The following is a 17,453-nucleotide window of genomic DNA, read 5'->3' on the forward strand; positions in this document are numbered from 1 at the left end:
CCTCTACCAAAACCATTGAAAGCCTCTTTTTTTGCTATTCATAACGATAATGAAAAACAGCAAGTACAATTACCTTCCATTCCATCCTTTGCGTTTTATTTTCCACTTACAAATAGTAAAATACAAATCAATATAATCTCGCAGGGACCACGTCTTAAATTTCTCAAGACATTCTTTTCTCTTCAAGATAGAAGGGTGCGTTTCTATTTCAATATTTCTTTTATAGTGCTTATAAGCCACATTGGTTGTGTCTACTCTCTGTGTCTCCCTTTGATCATGCTCCAAAAAGCCCATTATCTCCCAATAATCTGCTAATGTGTCTGTAGAAATATCACTTATTTGTTTTCCAATGCGATCCGCTCTCAATTCACTAGCCATTCCCCAATACCTGCCATCTCCAACAATTCTAACTATTAATGAGTTGAGCACAAATAATAGTAAGATAGGAATTGCTGCATATGAAACTGATGCAAATGCCATCATTAAACCAATAAGCAATCCATATATGAGAAGACTCACCGCACAAAATACCCTTACTCTATAATTAATGCGGATATTATCTCTATATGCAATATGCACTAACTCATGGCCTATTGTAAAAACAAACATATCTGTCATTTTTTCATATTGAAACGTTTTTTGTGCATAACTAAATAGCCGTGCCCATAGAGCATTGGTAATAAAAACTATTGGTGTCTTATTTCTAAAACACTGTGCACCCGCATTTACAACATTCCCCTCTTCAACTTTTATCTGCAAATCCGAAATGTTTAGCTTGGCACACATTTCTTTAACCTTTTCACCAATTAGAAAATTTAAATCATTATCCTCAATTCTAATTTCTTTTTTCTTTTTATAATATGCGCTCTTTTCTTTGTAAGAACGAAATAAAAATCTAGCCAAAGAAAGAAGTAAAAAAACCACAAAAATGATTGAGTCAAATCGTTTGAATAAATCGCTATTTAGTGCAAGTAAAAGGATCCCGGAAAATAAGGCAAAAAAAGCACCAGCTAAAATACAATTTACAATCTTCTTTTTATTAACTGCTATTTTGGGGGGTGTTTCTCTGCAGTCAAAAAGATATTTTGCATCAATACAGTCAATAATAGATATTAACTGCTTATATTTTCTTGTAAATGTTGGTGTGTGTTCTTTTAACAAGTTATAATGAACTGCTATTAAGCTAAACAAGCTCAAAATAAAGGAATAAATATTCCCATTTGAATACATATACACCGCCATCACAATAAAAGGCACCATTATTACTGCCATTGCCAACATCAGTACTGTATACTTTAAATCGGAAACAATTAGCTCCTGCCTTTTTAAGATTTCTCTTTCTCTCTCACTTTTGGCAATTGGTGTCTCATGTCTAAAAATTACTTTTAAAGTCCAAAATAATTTTGACTTTAAAAAGAGAATAATTTTTCGAGTTGTTTTCATATTAATTTGTTCGTATTTTAATATTTTAAAATACCATAAAAGGTATAGTGCAGCTTCTAATAAAAACAAACCGAGTAACAACACCAAACCGTTCACACAAACACCTCTATATTTTTGGCAATGAAATAAACTAAAATATAAAAAAAATAGATTCTAAAACATCTGTTTTAGAATCTATTGGTGCGGATGAAGGGACTTGAACCCATACAGTATTGCTACCACTAGAACCTGAATCTAGCGCGTCTGCCAATTCCGCCACATCCGCGAGTACGTTTGTTATTATAGCGCGCTCGTCCGGCTTTGGCAAGGGGTTTTTGTAATTTTTTTAGGAAATTTGTGCGTTTTCAGATTCTGCCCAAAGCCCTTTCCACATCGGCCGCAACCTTAGGCGGTTTGCCCATTGACTTTCAGCACCTCTTCCGCTGCCTTGAGGATGCCGATCTTCCCGGTGGCGTAGTTGAGCCCGCCCTGGAACCAGACGGCAAAGGGCTCGCGGATGGGGGCGTCAGCCGACAGCTCGATGGAGGAGCCCATGGTGAAGGCCCCCGCCGCCATGATCACCTCGTCCTCGTACCCGGGCATGGGGCAGGGTTCAGGGGTGACAAAGGAGTCCACCGGTGCTCCGGCCTGAATGCCCCGGCAGAAGGCGCAGAGCCGCTCTTTGTCCTGCAGGCAGATGGCCGAGATGATGTCGGCCCGGGTGTCGTCCACCGCCGGGTAGACCTGGTAGCCCAGCTCCTCGAAGAGGGCGTTTGCAAAGCAGGAGACCTTCATGGCCTCGCCGGTGACAGTGGGGGCGTGAAACAGCCCCATGTAGAGGGCGCGGTTTTGCCCCAGGGAGCAGCCTAACTCCCGCCCCGTCCCCGGGGAGGTGAGACGATAGGCGCAGAGCTCCACCAAGTCGTGGCGGCCGGCGATGTAGCCGCCCGACTGGGCGATCCCCCCGCCGGCGTTTTTGATGAGGGAGCCCATCATGATGTCAGCCCCCACCTGCACCGGTTCGACCTTCTGGGAGAACTCGCCGTAGCAGTTGTCCACCATGACGATGCAGTCGGGGTTGGCCTCCTTGGCGGCGCGGCAGACCTCCGCGATCTCCTCCACCGTGAAGGAGGGGCGCAGGCTGTACCCGCGGGAGCGCTGTATGTAGCAGAGCTTGACCCCTTTGCAGGCCGCAGCGATGGCGGGCAGGTCAAAGCGGCCGTCCTCCCGCAGTTCCAGCTGGCGGTACTCCACCCCAAAGTCCTTCAGGGAGCCGTTACCCTCCCCCCGCAGGCCGATGACCTCTTCCAAGGTGTCGTAGGGCTTGCCGGAGACCGAGAGCATCACGTCGCCGGGGCGCAGCACCCCGAAGAGGGCGACGGTGATGGCGTGGGTGCCCGAGGCAAAGCCGGCGCGAAAGAGGGCGTCCTCCGCCCCCACGGCGGTGGCAAAGACCTGGTCCAGGGCGTCCCGGCCCCGGTCGTCGTAGCCGTAGCCGGTGGTGTCGGTCAGGTGGGAGCCGCCGATGCGCTGCTCCTGAAAGGCGTGGAGGATCTTCTGCTGGTTGTAGGCCTGTATCTCCTCAATGCGGTCAAAGGCCCCCCGGCACCGCCTTTCGGCGGCCTCTGCAAGGGCCTCGACCCGCTCGGAAAAATGGAAAAATGCTGTCACTGTATGATTCCCTCCCATGTACTTTGACAGGGCGTGAAGCCCTGGGATTGATAAAACGACATCCGCTCCGGCGCGCAGCAGAGGAGCAGCCGGCAGCAGGGCAGGGCGGTCCGCAGATCGGCCAGCGCCCGGGCGGCCAAGCCCCGGCCCCGGTACTGCGGCTGGGTGTAGACCTGCTCGATCACCCCTTGGTGGGAGACGGGGTCCAGGGCATAGACCCCGGCGGTGGCCCGCAGCGCCCCGTCCACCCGCACCCCCGCCAGCAGGGCGGCCCCGTGGCGCAGCCGGTGGGACAGTTCGCCGTAGAAAGCGGGGCCGCCAAAGGCCGCGTCCCATCGGGCCAGCAGGGCCGATACCTCGGCCAGCGGCGGGCCCTCGGCGGCGGGGCGCCCCTCCGCCGGGCAGCGGCAGGCGAGCACCCGCCGCTCCTCCCCCCCGACAGGCAGGTTGACCAGATAGCGGCGCACCCCGCAAAAGCGGAGGAACTCCTCTGCCTGGGGCCACTGCCCGGCGTCCGCCAGACAGACCGTCGCCTGTTCCCCCAGGGTGCAGAGGGCCCCCCCGCCCGAAAAACGGTAAAATCGCGCCCCCAGGGCCGGTTCCCACACCCGGTAGAGGGCGGCCAGCTTGACGGCGGTCAACGCGCCCTCCCGCCCCTTTAGGGGGAGGGTGCCGCCGGGGGTTAGGGGGTCAATCGACGGCATCGATGAGCCCCTTGGCCAGTTCGTAGACGGCGTGGATGTCGGCGGCGCTGGCCACGCAGCTGGCGGTGTGCAGGTTGCGGCAGGGGACCGAGAGGGCCAGGGTCTTGACCCCGCCCCGGCTGCGGTGGATCTGCCCGGCGTCGTTGCCGCCGAACACCCCCTGCTTTTGCTGGATCGGGATCGCGCGCTCCTCTGCGATCCGGCGGGCCAGCTGCAGGAGTTCCCGGTCGTAGATGGTCCCCCGGTCCATGGGGCCCACCACCGCGCCCCCGCCCAGGGCGCAGACCCGCTGCCCCTCGGGCAGGCCCAGGTTGTCGGCCGCAGTAGTGGCCTCCAGCACCAGGGCCAGGTCGGGGGCCACGGTGTAGGCCGCCGCCTGGGCGCCCCGACAGCCCACCTCCTCCTGGGTGGTAAAGACAAAGGTGCAGTCGTTTTGCAGGGGCTGTTTGAGCAGCGCCAGCAGGATGGCGACCCCCGCCCGGTCGTCAATGGCCTTGGCGGCGATCCGCCCCTCGCCCAGGGGGGTAAAGGGGGTGTCGAAATAGGCGATGTCCCCCAGCTGCACCCGCTGGGCCGCCTCCTCGCGGCTGGCGGCGCCGATGTCGATGCGCAGCTGGCGCAGGGGGATCTCCCCCTCCCGCTCCTCCGCCTTTTGCAGGTGGATGGGCACCGCGCCGATGACCCCGGCGAGGCCGTTCACCCGCACCGCCTTGCCGGGCAGCACCTTCTCGTCGATCCCGCCGACGCAGTCAAAGCGGAGATAGCCCTCCTCGTCGACGTCGGTGACGATCAGCGCCACCTCGTCCATGTGGGCGCAGACCATCCGCTTTTGCGCGGGGGTACGGGCCCCCTTCTTCTCGACGATCACACTGCCCAGGGCGTCCACCTGGTAGGAAAGCCCCATCTCGCTCAAGCGGTCGGTGACGAAATAGCGCACCTGCTCTTCACTGCCGGACGCGCCGTCCAGGGCGCAGAGCTGTTTGAGGGTGTTCAGCACGACCACTCGCCCCCTTTCACATAGGCCGCCAGCAGGGCGGCGGTGTTCTCAATGTCCGCCAGGTCGCAGACCTCGGCCGGGGTGTGCATGTACCGCTGGGGGATGGAGAGGGTGACGCAGCGCACCCCGCCCCCGGCAACCGACACCCCGTCGGCATTGGTGCCGGTGCGCCCGGCCATGATCTCCCGCTGGAAGGGGATGCCCTCCCCCTCCGCCGTGCGGCAGAGGGCCCGGTACATCCCCCTGTCCAGGGTGGGGGCATAGCCGATCATCGGCCCCGCCCCCAGCTCGCCGCAGTCGGCGGCGTCACAGCCGGGGGAGAGGGCGAAGGAGACATCCACTGCCACGCAGTGGGTGGGGGCGGCGAGGAAGGCCGCCGTGGCCGCCCCCTGGCCGCCCACCTCCTCCCGGGTGGAGAGGAGGGCGGTGACCCCGCAGCCGGCAAAGCCCGCCTCCTTGATGGCCTTGGCCGCCAGGCAGACGGCGGCGCAACCAGCCCGGTCGTCCAGCGCCTTGCCGGTGACCCGGCCGCCCAGCAGCCGCCGCAGGGGGGCCCGGTAGCAGACCCGGTCGCCGGGGGCGACCAGCCGCTCCAGCTCCTCCTTCCCAAAGCCGGTGTCCAGGTAGAGCTTGTCCACAGGGGGGGCCTTTTTGAACCCCTCCATCGCGGAGAGGTGGGGCGCCAGGCAGCTGACCACCGCCGGCACCTCCTCCCGTCCCAGGATGCTCAGCCGCGCCGAGAGGAGGAGCCGGTGGTCGATCCCCCCCACCGGCGCGATCTTGACAAAGCCGTCCTCGTCGATGTGGGTGACGATGAAGCCCACCTCGTCGAGATGGGCGTCCAGCAGCAGGTGGGGCCTGCCCTCCTGCGGGGGCACGACAGTGCAGCATACGCTGCCCAGGGGGCTGCGCTCCACCGGGCCGCAGCAGTCGGCCAGCCAGCCCGCCGCCCAGTCGGCCGCCCGCACCTCGTCCCCGGCGGGGCCGTCGGCGTCGCAGAGGGCCTTTAGCAGTTCAAACGTGTCCATCTTCTCTCTCCCTTCCGGTGCCCTAGAGGGCGTTGACGATGTCCTTGTAGTGGTTGCCCCGCACCTCGAAATTCTTGTAGAGGTCAAAGCTGGCCGAGGCCGGGCTGAGGCTGACGATGTCCCCCGGCTGGGCGGCTGCCCGCGCCTTGGCCACCGCCTCCGCCATGTCGGCGGCGTGCAGGATCTGCAGTTTTTGGGGGTCGTATGCGGAGCAGCCGGTGACCGCCGCCTCGATTTTTTCGGCGGTGGCGCCCATCAGCACCAGCACCTTGACCCGCTCGGCCACCACCGGCCCCAGGGGCTCGTAGGGGATCTTCTTGTCGTACCCCCCGGCGATCATGATGATCCGCCGATCAAAGGAGCGCAGCCCGGCGATGGAGCGGGTGGGGCTGCTGGCGATAGAGTCGTTGTAGTAGCGGACCCCGTCCAGCTCCCGCACAAATTCGATGCGGTGCTCCACCCCGCCGAAGGCCGCGGCCACCTTCCGCATCGCCTCGGGGGAGACAAGGCCCCAGGCGGCGGCGATGGCCCCCAGGTAGTTTTCCACGTTGTGCTCCCCGGGGATGCGGATCTCCGACTTGTGGAAGAGGGGGTGCACCCCCGCCCCGTCGGCCATGCAGAGCACGCCCTCTTCGTTTAAAAAGGCCCCCCGCGCCACCGGGGCAAAGCGGTCAAACCAGTAGAGGTCCCCCCGCACCCCCTCGGCGAAGGAGCGGGTGATGTCGTTGTGAAAATTGAGCACCGTCTTGGAGAAGGCCCCCTGGTGGAGGTAGAGGTTGCGCTTGGCGTCCACGTACTCGGCCATGTCCTTGTGCATATCCAGGTGGTTGGGAGCCACATTGGTAATGAGGGCGATGTCCGGGCTCTGGCGCATGGAGATCAGCTGGAAGCTGGAGAGCTCCACCACCGCGAAGTCCTCGGGGGCGATCTCCTCGACGATGGGCAGCAGGGCCCGGCCGATGTTCCCCCCCAGGTGGACGGTCTTCCCCTCGGCCTTCAAAAACTCCGAGAGGATGGTGGTGCTGGTGGTCTTGCCGTCGCTGCCGGTGACCCCGATGATCGTGCAGGGGCAGAGGGCGAAGAACACCTCCATCTCAGAGGTGACCGCCACCCCGCGGGCCCGGGCCTCGGTGAGTTCGGGGGTGTAAAACTTCATGCCGGGGGTGCGAAAGAGAACGTCCTCGCGGATGTCTTTCAGATAGTCCTCCCCCAAAATCAGGGAGACCCCCATGGCCTCGAGCCGGTCGGCGGTCTCCCCCATCTTTTCGCGGTCGGCGCGGTCGCGCACCAGCACCCGGATCCCCTTCTCGCGAAACAGGCGGATGCAGTCAAAATGGCTGACCCCGGCCCCCACGAAGGAGACGGTCTTCCCCTTCATCTCTTCAAAAAAAAGCGCTGCTTTGCTCTTCATCGGCAAATCCCCCCTGCATTATTCTGGCCCGTCCGGGCGCACGGCAATCGCCGGGGCGGGCGATCCGCCCCGGCTCCCGGCCCCTTTGCGCGCGATTTTCGGCAGCCGGCGGGGCCAGACCCGCGGCGCGCTGCCCACAGATATTTTCATTATACGTTTTCCCCCTGCCAAAGGCAACCAAATCCCCCGAAAAAGGGCAAAAGAGAGCCGGTTGCGGTTGAAATCGACGGGTGGGGATGGTATGATGATTTCATCCATAAATGTCACAAATATCAAGGGCTGTTCCTGTGCAACTTGTTTGCCGGATAGCCGCCCTCTGTCCCTATAAAAAGGAGAATGCCCATGTCTGTACAAGCCCTCATCTTTCCCGAGGGGTACCGCGCCCCCCTCTCGGTGATGGAGACCCAGGTGGCCATCAAGCTGATCAAAGACACTTTCGAGCGGGAGCTGGCGCAAAATCTCAACCTGACCCGGGTCTCGGCCCCCCTCTTCGTCACCCAGGACAGCGGCCTCAACGACAACCTGAACGGGGTGGAGCGCCCCGTCTCCTTTGACATCCGCGACACCGGGTCGGACGTGGAGATCGTCCACTCCCTGGCCAAGTGGAAGCGGGTGGCCCTCAAAAAATACGGCTTTGGGCCGGACGCCGGCCTCTACACCGACATGAACGCCATCCGCCGGGACGAGGTGCTGGACAACCTGCACTCGGTCTACGTCGACCAGTGGGACTGGGAGAAGGTCATCACCCGCCAGACCCGCAACGAGTACACCCTCCGGGAGACGGTCAACCAAATCGTGGACGCCCTCTACACCACCCAGCAAAAACTCTGCGAGGCCTTTCCCCAGGTGGAGCCGGTGATCGCCAGTGAAATCGCCTTTGTCACCACCCAGGAGCTGGAGGACCGCTGGCCCGATCGCACCCCCAAGGAGCGGGAGGACCTGATCTGCCGGGAGAAGAAGCTGGTCTTTTTGCAGCAGATCGGCGGCAAGCTGCGGGGGGGCGAGCCCCACGACGGCCGCGCCCCCGACTACGACGACTGGTCCCTCAACGGGGACATCCTGGTCTGGTACCCGCTGTTGGAGCGGGCGCTGGAGATCTCCTCCATGGGCATTCGGGTGGACAGGGAGGCCCTCCTCTACCAGCTGGCCGAGCGAAAGGCCACCGACCGGGTGAAGTTCCCCTTCCACCGGATGCTCATCGACGAGACCCTGCCCCTGACCATCGGCGGGGGGATCGGCCAGTCCCGCATCTGCATGCTGCTTCTGCAAAAGGCCCACATCGGCGAGGTGCAGGCCAGCGTCTGGCCTGAGGAGGACGTGACCGCCTGCGCGCGCCACGGCATCCACCTGCTGTGAGGGCGCTCAAAAAGGGGCTGCAGCGGTGGACGGCCATCCTGCTGGCCGCCGCCCTCTGTCTGTCGCTGACAGCCTGCGGCAACCGGGGCGGGGGGAAAAAGATCGTCTACGACCTGGAGCAAAACCCCGAAAATCTCGACCCCCAGCTGGCCAGCGACAGCGCCTCCCTCACGGTGGTGGGGAACATCTTCGAGGGGCTGTTGGTCAAGACCTCCAGCGGGGAGATCGTGCCCGGGGTGGCCGAGTCCTACACCACCGAAAACAGCGAAAAGCGCTACCGGTTCACCCTGCGCGCCGACGCCACCTGGTCCGACGGCACCCCGGTGACCGCCTACGACTTCGCCTTTGCCTTCCAGCGCCTCTTCGACAAGGCCACCCGCTCGCCCTACGCGGGGGATTTTTTCTCCATCTCCGGCAGCCGCGCCTACTACGAGGGCACCGGTCCGCTGGAGGGGCTGGGGGTCAAGGCGGTGGACGAGCGCACCCTGGTCATCGACCTCTGGCACAGCGACCCCTTTTTCACCGACCTGCTCACCACCCCGGCGGCCTTCCCCTGCAACCAGGCCTTTTTCGAGGGGACCAAGGGCGGCTACGGCCTCAGCAGCAAAGATCTGCTCTCCAACGGGCCCTTCCTGCTGGACACCTGGATCGACAACGAGGACGCCAACTACCTCTTCCTAAAGGCCAACAGCACCTACAAGTCCGACTCGCCGGTGGTGGCGGGGAGCGTGCTGCTCTCGGTGGAGGGGGGCTACAGCGAGCGCAAGGCCCGCTTTGAGAGCGGCAAGAGCGACTGCTTCCTGTACCGGGAACACCCGGGCGGCAAGCTGGCCGAGCGGGCCCTCACCTACGACAACACCACCTGGTGTCTGGTGCTCAACACCCAGCGGGGGATGCTGCAAAACCAGTCCGTCCGCCGCGGGCTGATGCTGGCCACCGACACCAGCGCCATCAAGGACCTGCTGCCCGACTACCTGAAGATCGCCGGCGGCCTGGTGCCCCCCAGTGTCACCATGATGGGCCAGTCCTTCCGGGAGTACGCCGGGGCCACCGTCATCGAGGCCCCCAACGCGGCGACGGCCAAGCAGCTCTTCTCCCAGGGGCTGGCGGCCCTGGGGAAAGACCGCCCCGAGTCCCTCACCGTCCTCTGCCCCGAGGGGAGCGAGGGCTATCTCAGCGAGCTGATGCAGCTCTGGCAGCGGGATTTGAACTTCTTCCCCGTCCAGGCCGCAGCCCAGCCCCTGTCGGAGGTGGAGGCCCTGGTGGACGCCGGCAACTTCGACATCGCCCTGATGCCGGTGACCTCCACCCAGAACAGCGTCGAGGCCTACCTGGGCGACTTTGCCACCGGCAGCGAGTGGAACCTGCCCCGCCTCTCCGACCCAGCGGTGGACAATCTGCTGGAGCAGATCAACAACGCCACCTCCACCGCCGAGAAGGAGGCCCTCTGCAAGCAGCTGGAGGAGTTCGTCCTCCACACCGGCTGCATCATCCCCCTCTACTACCAGGCGCAGTTCTTTGTGCAGGGGGAAAAGGCCGAACACATCGAGTACAACCCCTTCTTCGGCTACGTCAAATTCAAAGAGGCCCGCAAGGGCTGATTTTCCAAGACCGCCCGCACCTGCTGGGCGGTTTTTTTGCGCCGATCGGTCCGCTCCCCTCATAAATTGCCCCCCGGCGGCCTATCCTGGAATGGGGGGATGTCTGTCTCTCCCCTCTTTTTTGCAAAACCCCTTGCATTTCTTGGATAAACATAGTATAGTTAATACCAGAAACAGGAATGATTCCTATTATTAAAAATACGGAGGCGCAGGTATGGACTTAAAAGCATTTTACAAACTCACCTATGGGCTCTACATCCTCTCCAGCGAGTTTGAGGGAAAGGCGGCCGGCTGCGTCGTCAACACCCTCACCCAGGTGACGGCCGAGCCCGTCAAGGTGGCGGTGGCGGTGAGCAAGGACAACTTCACCACCCAGATCATCGCCAAGTCAGGGCGGTTTGCCGCCACCTCGCTGTTGCAGGAGGCCAGCATGGACCTCATCGGGCGCTTTGGCTTTCGCTCCAGCGCCGACGAGGACAAGTTTGCCGCCACCCCCCACGCCCGGGACAGGGCGGGCATCCCCTACGTGACCGAGAGCGCCGCCGCCTTTGTCAGCTGCAAGGTCATCGACCAGCTGGACCTGGGCACCCACATCCTCTTCATCGGCGAGGCGGAGGAGGCCGAGACCCTGAGCCAGGACGAGGTGCTCACCTATACCTATTACCAGACCGTCAAAAAGGGCGGCACCCCCAAAAACGCCCCCTCCTACAAGGGAGAGGCAGCCGCCCAGCCCGCCGTCAAGGGCTGGCGCTGCACCGTATGCGGCTACATCCTCGAGTCGGAGACCCTTCCCCCCGACTTTGTCTGCCCCATCTGCCACCAGGGGGCCGACAAGTTCGTCAAGCTGTGACCCCTTTCGCCCCCTCTCCCCCGCCCTTCCGGGCGGGGGATTTTTTTGTCTGCCACCCCCCGACCAAAATTTCAGGAAGAAAACGGTTGACAAAGGGAGCGCAAAGTTATATAGTTAGTTATACAAGTAATGAACCAAATAACGAGAGGGAGGGATCGCCGTGCACCTGGACTTTGGCAGCGACCTGCCCATCTATCAGCAGATCACCCGCTCCATCGAGGACGACATCGTCCTGGGGGTGTTGCCGGAAGAGGGACAGATCCCCTCCACCACCGAGATCTCGGTGGGCTACAAGGTCAATCCCGCCACCGTGGCCAAGGGGTATAACCTCCTTGTGGAACAGGGAATTTTGTACAAGAGAAGAGGCGTGGGAATGTTTGTCAAAGAGGGGGCCAGGGAGATCCTCCTGGCCAAGAGGAGAGAGGACTTTTACGGCACCTATGTGAGCGCCCTGCTCAAGGAGGCCGAAAAGCTGCAAATCAGCGTGGACGACGTCATCGCCCTGTTGCAGCGCGCCAAAGCCGACCGCGGCTGAAAGAGAGAGGAGAGAGTCTGATTATGGCAACCATTGCAATTCGCAGCCTCTGCAAGAGCTACGGCAAGACCGAGGTGCTCAGAGACATCGATCTGACCTTTGAGGAGGGCCGCATCTACGGCCTGCTGGGGCGCAACGGGGTGGGCAAATCCACCCTGCTCAACCTGATCACCCGGCGCATCTTCCCCGACCGGGGGGAGATCGCGGTGGACGGGGTCCCCGTGGGCGGACCCGGGGACCCCCTGCGCAAAATCTACTGCATGAGCGAGGCCGTCCTCTACCCCGAGAACATGCGGGTGGCCGAGCTCTACCGCTGGACGGCCGACTTCTACCCCCACTTCGACCGGGCCCGGGCCGACCGGCTCACCGCCGCCTTCGGCCTCGACCCCAAAAAGCGGATCAAGTCCCTCTCCACCGGCTACGCCTCCATCGTCAAGCTGATCGTCACCCTCTCCTCCGGCGCCGAGGTGCTCATCTTCGACGAGCCGGTGCTGGGGCTGGACGCGGGACACCGCAGCCTGTTTTACAAAGAGGTGCTCTCCCTCTACGGGGAGAAGGGCTGCACGGTGGTCCTCTCCACCCACATCATCGAGGAGATCTCCGACCTGCTGGAGTCGGTGATCATTCTGGAGGACTGCCGGGTGCTGGCAAGCGAGAGCGTGGACGGACTGCTGGAGCGCTACCACTGCGTCTCCGGCGCCGAGGGCGAGGTGCTGGGCTACCTCTCCGGGCGAGAAGTCGTCCACACCGAGCGGATGGGCCCCTACCTCTCGGCCACGGTGGCCGGCCCGGCCGACCGGGAACAGGCCGACCGGCTGAACCTGACCCTGATGCGGCCCAAACTGCAAGATCTCTTCATCCACCTGACCCAGGGCAAAGGAGGTACACTGTAATGAAACACACCCTCACCGTCATGCGGTACAATCTGTCCGACTCCCTGCGGCCCACGGCCATCTTTTTCTCCATCTATACCGCCTTCGTCCTCCTCAACGCCCTGCTCTCCTACCTGATCCCCGGGGGGAACACTGTCGGCAGCGACCTGGCCATCCTCATCTTCCTCTTTGTCTGCGGGGTGGTGGGCTTTCGCTACAACTTCTTCTTCGCCATGGCCAACAACATCTCCCGCCGGGATTTCTTCCTGGGCACCGCCCTCAGCGGGCTGCTGCCGTCCATCGGTTCGGCGGCGGTGATGATCGTCATCAACCGCCTCATCAGCCTCTTCTACCCCATGCCCACCCTGTACACCCTCTGCTTTGAGCGGGAGCGGCTGGTGTTTGGCCCGGATGGCGTCGCCATCGTTGCCCAGAGCGCGGGCAAAGAGGCCCTCACCCTGTTGATGAGTTTCCTCTTCCTGGCGGTGCTGGGCTTCTCCATCTACCTGGTCGGCTTTTTCATCAGCACCCTCTTCTACCGGATGAACAAACTCCTGCGGATGACCCTCTGGATCATCCCCTGGCTGCTGGTGGTCCTCATCACCCTTCTGTGGCCGACCCTGCCCCAGTCCTTTACTGGCGGCCTGACCCGCTTCTTTGCTGCCATTCTGGGGATCACCTCCCACAGCGCCTGGCCCCCCATGGGCACCGCCATGGCGGTGGCGCTGCTCCTCACCCTCTGCGGCTGGCTGTTGACCCGGCGGGCCGTCCTCAAGAAATAGCCGCCTGGGCGGCAGAAAGGGGGGATCGTCATGGGACACCTGGGCTTTTCCTACATCGGCCTGCTCTGGCTGGCAATGCTCTTTGTCCCCAACTTGTACTGGGTCAAACGCCAGCCCACCGGCTACACCTCCGCCGAGGAGAGCCGGCTGCTGGCTGCCCTGGAGCGGATAGGGGAGGTCGGCGTCACCTGCTGCGCCCTGGTCTTTTCCGACTTCAACCTGCGCCCCCTCTCCCCCCGCAGCCTCTGGCTGGTCCTCTCCCTCGCCCTGATGATGGCCTACGAGTGCTGGTGGGTGCGCTACTTTCGCAGCGGGCGCACCCTGCGGGACTTCTACCGCCCGCTGCTGGGCGTCCCGGTGGCCGGGGCGACCCTGCCGGTGCTGGCCTTCCTCACCCTGGGCATCTACGGCCGGGTGATCTGGATGGTGCTGGCCGCCCTGGTCTTGGGGGTGGGGCACATCGGCATCCACCTGCAACACCGCCGGGAGATCGAGGGGTGAATCCCCCTCCCCGACTTTTCAAAAGGCCGTCTCTAAAAAGGGGCGGCTTTTTTCTGTCCTTCCTTTGGGCGCCCATTGCCGTTAAAGTGCTGCCAGCAAGGGCGCCCCCCTTGGCAGTCCGGCTGCCGCCCCCTCTGCAGGTGACTTCCCGCCAAGGGGCAGCCCATCCTTCCCCCTGCCAAAAGAGGGGGGCCCTCCCCTTCCCCCCTTTGATTCCCCGCGCAGATGGGGTATACTGAAATGGCGGGACCTCCTCCTAAAAAACCGCGCCGCCATGCGGTTGCAACCAGCGGTTGTCAAAATTGTCTCCCCCAGTTGGTGGAAGGAGAGGGGGTTTTCCCCTATGGTGGAGACAGCCGCGGCGGCAGCGCCCGGCAAAACAATGAACAAGGTGGATGAAATCGATGGACATATCTGAAAAGCTGTACTCCCTGCGCAGGGCCCGCCAGCTCTCCCAGGAGGAGCCGGCCGAGATCCTGGGGGTCTCCCGCCAGGCGGTGCAGAAGTGGGAATCCGGCGCTTCCACTCCCGACGTGGGCAATCTGGTCGCCTTAAGCGACTACTTCGGCGTCAGCCTGGACGAACTGGTCAAGGGGGGAAAACAGCCCCAGCCGTCGCCCCCTCCGGCCGACGATGTGGGCCCCTTCCCCCGCCGCTTCCAGTGGGAGTACAAGAGCAAGCGGACCCTCTTCGGGTTGCCCCTAGTGCACATCCACCTGGGGTGGGGGCTCTGTCGGGCCAAGGGGATACTGGCCATCGGCAATCTGGCCACCGGCCTCTTCACCTTAGGTGCCCTCTCGGCGGGTCTCTTCTCCCTCGGCGGGCTCTCCCTGGGGCTGTTGGCCCTCGGTGGGCTCGCTCTGGGCGGGGTGGCCCTGGGCGGCGTCGCGATAGGGCTGCTGGCCATCGGCGGACTGGCGATGGGGGTGGTCTCCCTGGGCGGCCTCTCCATCGGCGTCTACGCGGTGGGAGGCGCAGCCCTGGCCGACCGGGTGGCCATCGGCGGGTTTGCCTCCGGCCACATCGCCCTCGGTGAACGGGCGCGGGGAAGCTTGGCGTACTGCCGCGCGACCTGTACCCCTGATTTGCTGCGCCGAATGATTATAGACGAGTACCCTCACACCTGGAAGCCCCTCGTCGACTTTCTCGCCCTCTTTTTGGAATAGCGTCTATTGAGAAAAGCAGCGCCCCGACGGAAAACGATCCGCCGGGGCGCTGCCCCTTTTTGTACTATTTCCCTCGCGCCCTGAAAAATTGCCAGACCAGCGCCCCCGCACCGACGATGGCCAGGGTGCCGCCGGCCCCCTCCCAAAAGCCCTTGGCAAAACTCCCGGGCGATGCCAGAAGCGACCCGCCGATCAGGCAGCAGAGCCCGGCCGCTACGGCGGCCAGAGCCATCACTCTTTCTCCTTTTTTCACGCTGTTTCTCTCCCTTCTCTCTGTGTGCAAATCCGCTCGCCGCAGGCGGAAGACCCCCGCTGCTAAACAGAGGAGGGGGGATGACAGGCAAAGGGCATACAGCCTGTGCCCCCATTTCTCGCTGGGCAGATGTGCATTTATCACAGGCCCCTTTTCTCCCGCCGCATAGGAGGGCGACGCGCCCTTAAAAATGGGATTTTGTGCCGGGGAGAAGTGGGCTCGCCTCTTCTCGCACCAACAAGACAGATGAGCGAGCAGCCCCGCAAATAGGCCCCGGCGGTGTCCTCTACCTCGGCTTGGGGACTTTCCCCTCTCTTGGAGCTTTTCATCCTCTGAGGCCCTCTATCTACACTGCAAGAGGAGGACGGCACGCCCTCAAAAGGGGATTTTGCACCAGAAGAAATAGGCCCGCCTCTTCTCGCACCAGCAAGACAGATGGGTGGGCAGTCGTACCCGAACCGAGCAGCCCCGCAAATAGGCCCCAGCGGTGGCCTCCACCCCCGCTCAGGACTTTCCCCTCTCTTGGAGCTTCTCATTCTCTGAGGCCCTCCATCTACACTGCAAGAGGAGGACGGTCGCGCCCTCAAAAGAGAATTTTGCACCAGAAGAAATAGGCCCGCCTCTTCTCGCACCAGCAAGACAGATGAGCGAGCAGCCCCGCAAATAGGCCCCGGCGGTGGCCTCTACCTCGGCTTGGGGACTTTCCTCTCTCTTGGAACTTCTCACCCCTCTAGGGTCCTCCATCTCCACTGCAAGAGGAGGACGGCACGCCCTCAAAAGGGAATTTTGCTCCAGAAGAAATAGGCCCGCATCTTCTCGCACCAGCAAGACAGATGGGTGGGCAGTCGTACCCGAACCGAGCAGCCCCGCAAATAGGCCCCAGCGGTGGCCTCCACCCCCGCTCAGGACTTTCCCCTCTCTTGGAGCTTTTCATCCTCTGAGGCCCTCCATCTACACTGCAAGAGGAGGACGGGCGCGCCCTCAAAAGGGGATTTTGCACCAGAAGAAATAGGCCCGCCTCTTCTCACATCAGCAAGACAGATAGGCGTGCAGCCCCGCAAAAGCCTCCGGCAGCTGTCTTCGTCCCTAATGGGAGTCTTCTCTCTCTCTGGGATTCTTCCGCTCCCGCTGCATGGGAAGGCAGTGTGCCCACAAAAGGGATATCCTGTGCTGGGAAGAAGCAGACCCGCCCCCTCTCACCTCAACAGGGCAGATAGGCGGGCAATCGCACGCGAACCGAGCAGCCCCGCAAAAGGTCCCGGCGGCTGTTGCCCCCACTTAAGGACTTCTCTCTCTGGGACTCCTTCATCTCCATCACAAGAAGAGGACAGCGCGCCCCCAAAGGAGATTTCTCGTCAAGAGAGACAGGCCTCCCCCCTCTCGTCCCGACGGGGCAGATGAGCGGGCAGCCAGCCCCACAAAAGGCCCCGGCGACTGTCTTCCCCCGGCTCGGGACTTTCCCCCCAGAGACTCCTCCACCCCCGCAAAGGGCCCTGACGGCGACCTTTTTTATGCGCCGAGAGCCCTCGCCCCATTTGGGGAAAGGGCTCTCAGCAACGCTTTAACGGGGGCAATCCCCTACAGAATGCCCAGGGCGATCTCCATCATATTGGTGAGGGCCAGCTCCCGGTCAGCCGAGGAGATGGACTGTTTCTCCCCCTTCAGGGTGTCGGAGATGGTCAGCAGGGTCGCTGCCCTCTTGCCGTTGAGGGCGGCGTTGTGAAAGAGGGCAAAGCTCTCCATATCGATGCAGATGCAGCCGTGCTCTCGGTTGAGTTTTTCAATGTAGGCGGCCTTGTCGACGCCATGGTAGTAGAAGACGTCGCTGGAGTGAACGACCCCCTCCACCAGCTCCTTCCCCAGGCGCTGGGCGCTCTCTTTGAGCTGGGCGTTGAGCTGGGTGCTGGGATAGGTGAGGTCCTTGTCGTACCCGCTCTGCGCCAGGGCATAGGTGGAGGCGCTCCAGGCGGCGGTGGCCATCACCACGTCGAAGAGGTTGAGCCCCTCCACATAGGAGCCGGAAGAGCCCAGGCGGATGATATTGTCCACCCCGTAGTGGTGAAACAGCTCGTAGGAGTAGATGCCGATGGAGGGGATCCCCATCCCGCTGCCCATCACCGAGACCGGCTTGCCCTGGTAGGTGCCGGTAAAGCCCAGCATCCCCCGCACGTGGTTGAACTCGCTCACATTGTCCAGGTAGGTCTCCGCAATGTACTTGGCGCGCAGGGGGTCCCCCGGCATGAGAACAGTGCTGGCGATCTGCCCCTTTTCAGCTGTGTTGTGTGGCGTTGACATGATTCATAT

At 61.6% G+C, this 17,453-nt stretch carries 16 protein-coding genes and 1 tRNA gene; 8 read left to right on the forward strand and 9 right to left on the reverse strand.

Features of this window, described 5'->3' with window-relative positions; translation table 11 throughout:
• Nucleotides 1–69: 69 nt before the first annotated feature.
• The 7 genes from ACTNAU_RS00990 to murD form a co-directional block, all read right to left on the reverse strand.
• A complete protein-coding gene (locus ACTNAU_RS00990; RefSeq protein ID WP_441097266.1) occupies nucleotides 70–1,539 on the reverse strand; it encodes a M48 family metalloprotease in 1,470 nt (489 codons plus the stop codon).
• Nucleotides 1,540–1,621: 82 nt separating this feature from the next.
• Nucleotides 1,622–1,708, reverse strand: a tRNA-Leu gene (locus tag ACTNAU_RS00995).
• A gap of 119 nt (nucleotides 1,709–1,827) precedes the next feature.
• On the reverse strand, nucleotides 1,828–3,093 hold the full coding sequence (locus ACTNAU_RS01000) for an aminotransferase class I/II-fold pyridoxal phosphate-dependent enzyme (protein WP_441097267.1): 1,266 nt from the start codon (nucleotides 3,091–3,093) through the stop codon (nucleotides 1,828–1,830).
• Nucleotides 3,090–3,797 (reverse strand): GNAT family N-acetyltransferase, encoded by a 708-nt coding sequence (locus ACTNAU_RS01005; RefSeq protein WP_441097268.1) that lies wholly within the window; start codon nucleotides 3,795–3,797, stop codon nucleotides 3,090–3,092. The genes ACTNAU_RS01000 and ACTNAU_RS01005 overlap by 4 nt, the downstream gene beginning before the upstream one ends.
• Nucleotides 3,784–4,794, reverse strand: coding sequence for a M42 family metallopeptidase (locus tag ACTNAU_RS01010; RefSeq protein WP_256136002.1), 1,011 nt, complete (start codon nucleotides 4,792–4,794; stop codon nucleotides 3,784–3,786). The genes ACTNAU_RS01005 and ACTNAU_RS01010 overlap by 14 nt, the downstream gene beginning before the upstream one ends.
• Nucleotides 4,788–5,822: a M42 family metallopeptidase gene (locus tag ACTNAU_RS01015; protein ID WP_441097269.1), complete on the reverse strand. Its 1,035-nt coding sequence runs from the start codon at nucleotides 5,820–5,822 to the stop codon at nucleotides 4,788–4,790. The genes ACTNAU_RS01010 and ACTNAU_RS01015 overlap by 7 nt, the downstream gene beginning before the upstream one ends.
• Before the next feature lie 22 nt (nucleotides 5,823–5,844).
• Nucleotides 5,845–7,233, reverse strand: coding sequence for a UDP-N-acetylmuramoyl-L-alanine--D-glutamate ligase (gene murD / locus ACTNAU_RS01020; RefSeq protein WP_441097270.1), 1,389 nt, complete (start codon nucleotides 7,231–7,233; stop codon nucleotides 5,845–5,847).
• 342 nt (nucleotides 7,234–7,575) lie between these two features.
• On the opposite strand from murD, the gene asnA reads away from it, so the two are divergent.
• The 8 genes from asnA to ACTNAU_RS01060 all read left to right on the forward strand — a co-directional run bounded on the left by asnA (nucleotide 7,576) and on the right by ACTNAU_RS01060 (nucleotide 14,896).
• Nucleotides 7,576–8,589 carry an aspartate--ammonia ligase gene (gene asnA / locus ACTNAU_RS01025; protein WP_441097271.1) on the forward strand — a complete coding sequence of 338 codons (1,014 nt, stop codon included), beginning with the start codon at nucleotides 7,576–7,578 and terminating at the stop codon, nucleotides 8,587–8,589.
• On the forward strand, nucleotides 8,586–10,190 hold the full coding sequence (locus ACTNAU_RS01030; protein WP_441097272.1) for a peptide ABC transporter substrate-binding protein: 1,605 nt from the start codon (nucleotides 8,586–8,588) through the stop codon (nucleotides 10,188–10,190). The genes asnA and ACTNAU_RS01030 overlap by 4 nt, the downstream gene beginning before the upstream one ends.
• Before the next feature lie 214 nt (nucleotides 10,191–10,404).
• Complete coding sequence (locus ACTNAU_RS01035; protein ID WP_216401113.1) at nucleotides 10,405–11,040, forward strand: flavin reductase; 636 nt, start codon at nucleotides 10,405–10,407, stop codon at nucleotides 11,038–11,040.
• A gap of 160 nt (nucleotides 11,041–11,200) precedes the next feature.
• Nucleotides 11,201–11,575 (forward strand): GntR family transcriptional regulator, encoded by a 375-nt coding sequence (locus ACTNAU_RS01040; protein WP_021658427.1) that lies wholly within the window; start codon nucleotides 11,201–11,203, stop codon nucleotides 11,573–11,575.
• Nucleotides 11,576–11,598: 23 nt separating this feature from the next.
• Entirely contained in the window at nucleotides 11,599–12,468 is an 870-nt protein-coding gene (locus ACTNAU_RS01045; protein ID WP_441097273.1) for an ABC transporter ATP-binding protein, read from the forward strand.
• Nucleotides 12,468–13,229: a hypothetical protein gene (locus ACTNAU_RS01050; protein ID WP_441097274.1), complete on the forward strand. Its 762-nt coding sequence runs from the start codon at nucleotides 12,468–12,470 to the stop codon at nucleotides 13,227–13,229. Before ACTNAU_RS01045 ends, ACTNAU_RS01050 begins: the two co-directional genes overlap by 1 nt.
• A 30-nt stretch (nucleotides 13,230–13,259) precedes the next feature.
• On the forward strand, nucleotides 13,260–13,730 hold the full coding sequence (locus tag ACTNAU_RS01055; RefSeq protein ID WP_441097275.1) for a hypothetical protein: 471 nt from the start codon (nucleotides 13,260–13,262) through the stop codon (nucleotides 13,728–13,730).
• A 404-nt stretch (nucleotides 13,731–14,134) separates the two neighbouring features.
• Complete coding sequence (locus tag ACTNAU_RS01060) at nucleotides 14,135–14,896, forward strand: helix-turn-helix domain-containing protein (RefSeq protein WP_441097276.1); 762 nt, start codon at nucleotides 14,135–14,137, stop codon at nucleotides 14,894–14,896.
• Nucleotides 14,897–14,960: 64 nt separating this feature from the next.
• Here ACTNAU_RS01060 and ACTNAU_RS01065 read toward each other — a convergent pair whose 3' ends face one another.
• Together ACTNAU_RS01065 and deoD are read right to left on the reverse strand one after the other, a co-directional pair.
• Nucleotides 14,961–15,149 (reverse strand): hypothetical protein, encoded by a 189-nt coding sequence (locus ACTNAU_RS01065; RefSeq protein WP_185915765.1) that lies wholly within the window; start codon nucleotides 15,147–15,149, stop codon nucleotides 14,961–14,963.
• Between the two features lie 1,578 nt (nucleotides 15,150–16,727).
• Nucleotides 16,728–17,444 carry a purine-nucleoside phosphorylase gene (deoD, locus tag ACTNAU_RS01070; protein ID WP_044992692.1) on the reverse strand — a complete coding sequence of 239 codons (717 nt, stop codon included), beginning with the start codon at nucleotides 17,442–17,444 and terminating at the stop codon, nucleotides 16,728–16,730.
• Nucleotides 17,445–17,453 lie beyond the last annotated feature (9 nt).

Source organism: Bittarella sp. HCP28S3_D9 (assembly GCF_052065655.1).
Taxonomy (GTDB): Bacteria; Bacillota; Clostridia; order Oscillospirales; family Ruminococcaceae; genus Bittarella; species Bittarella massiliensis.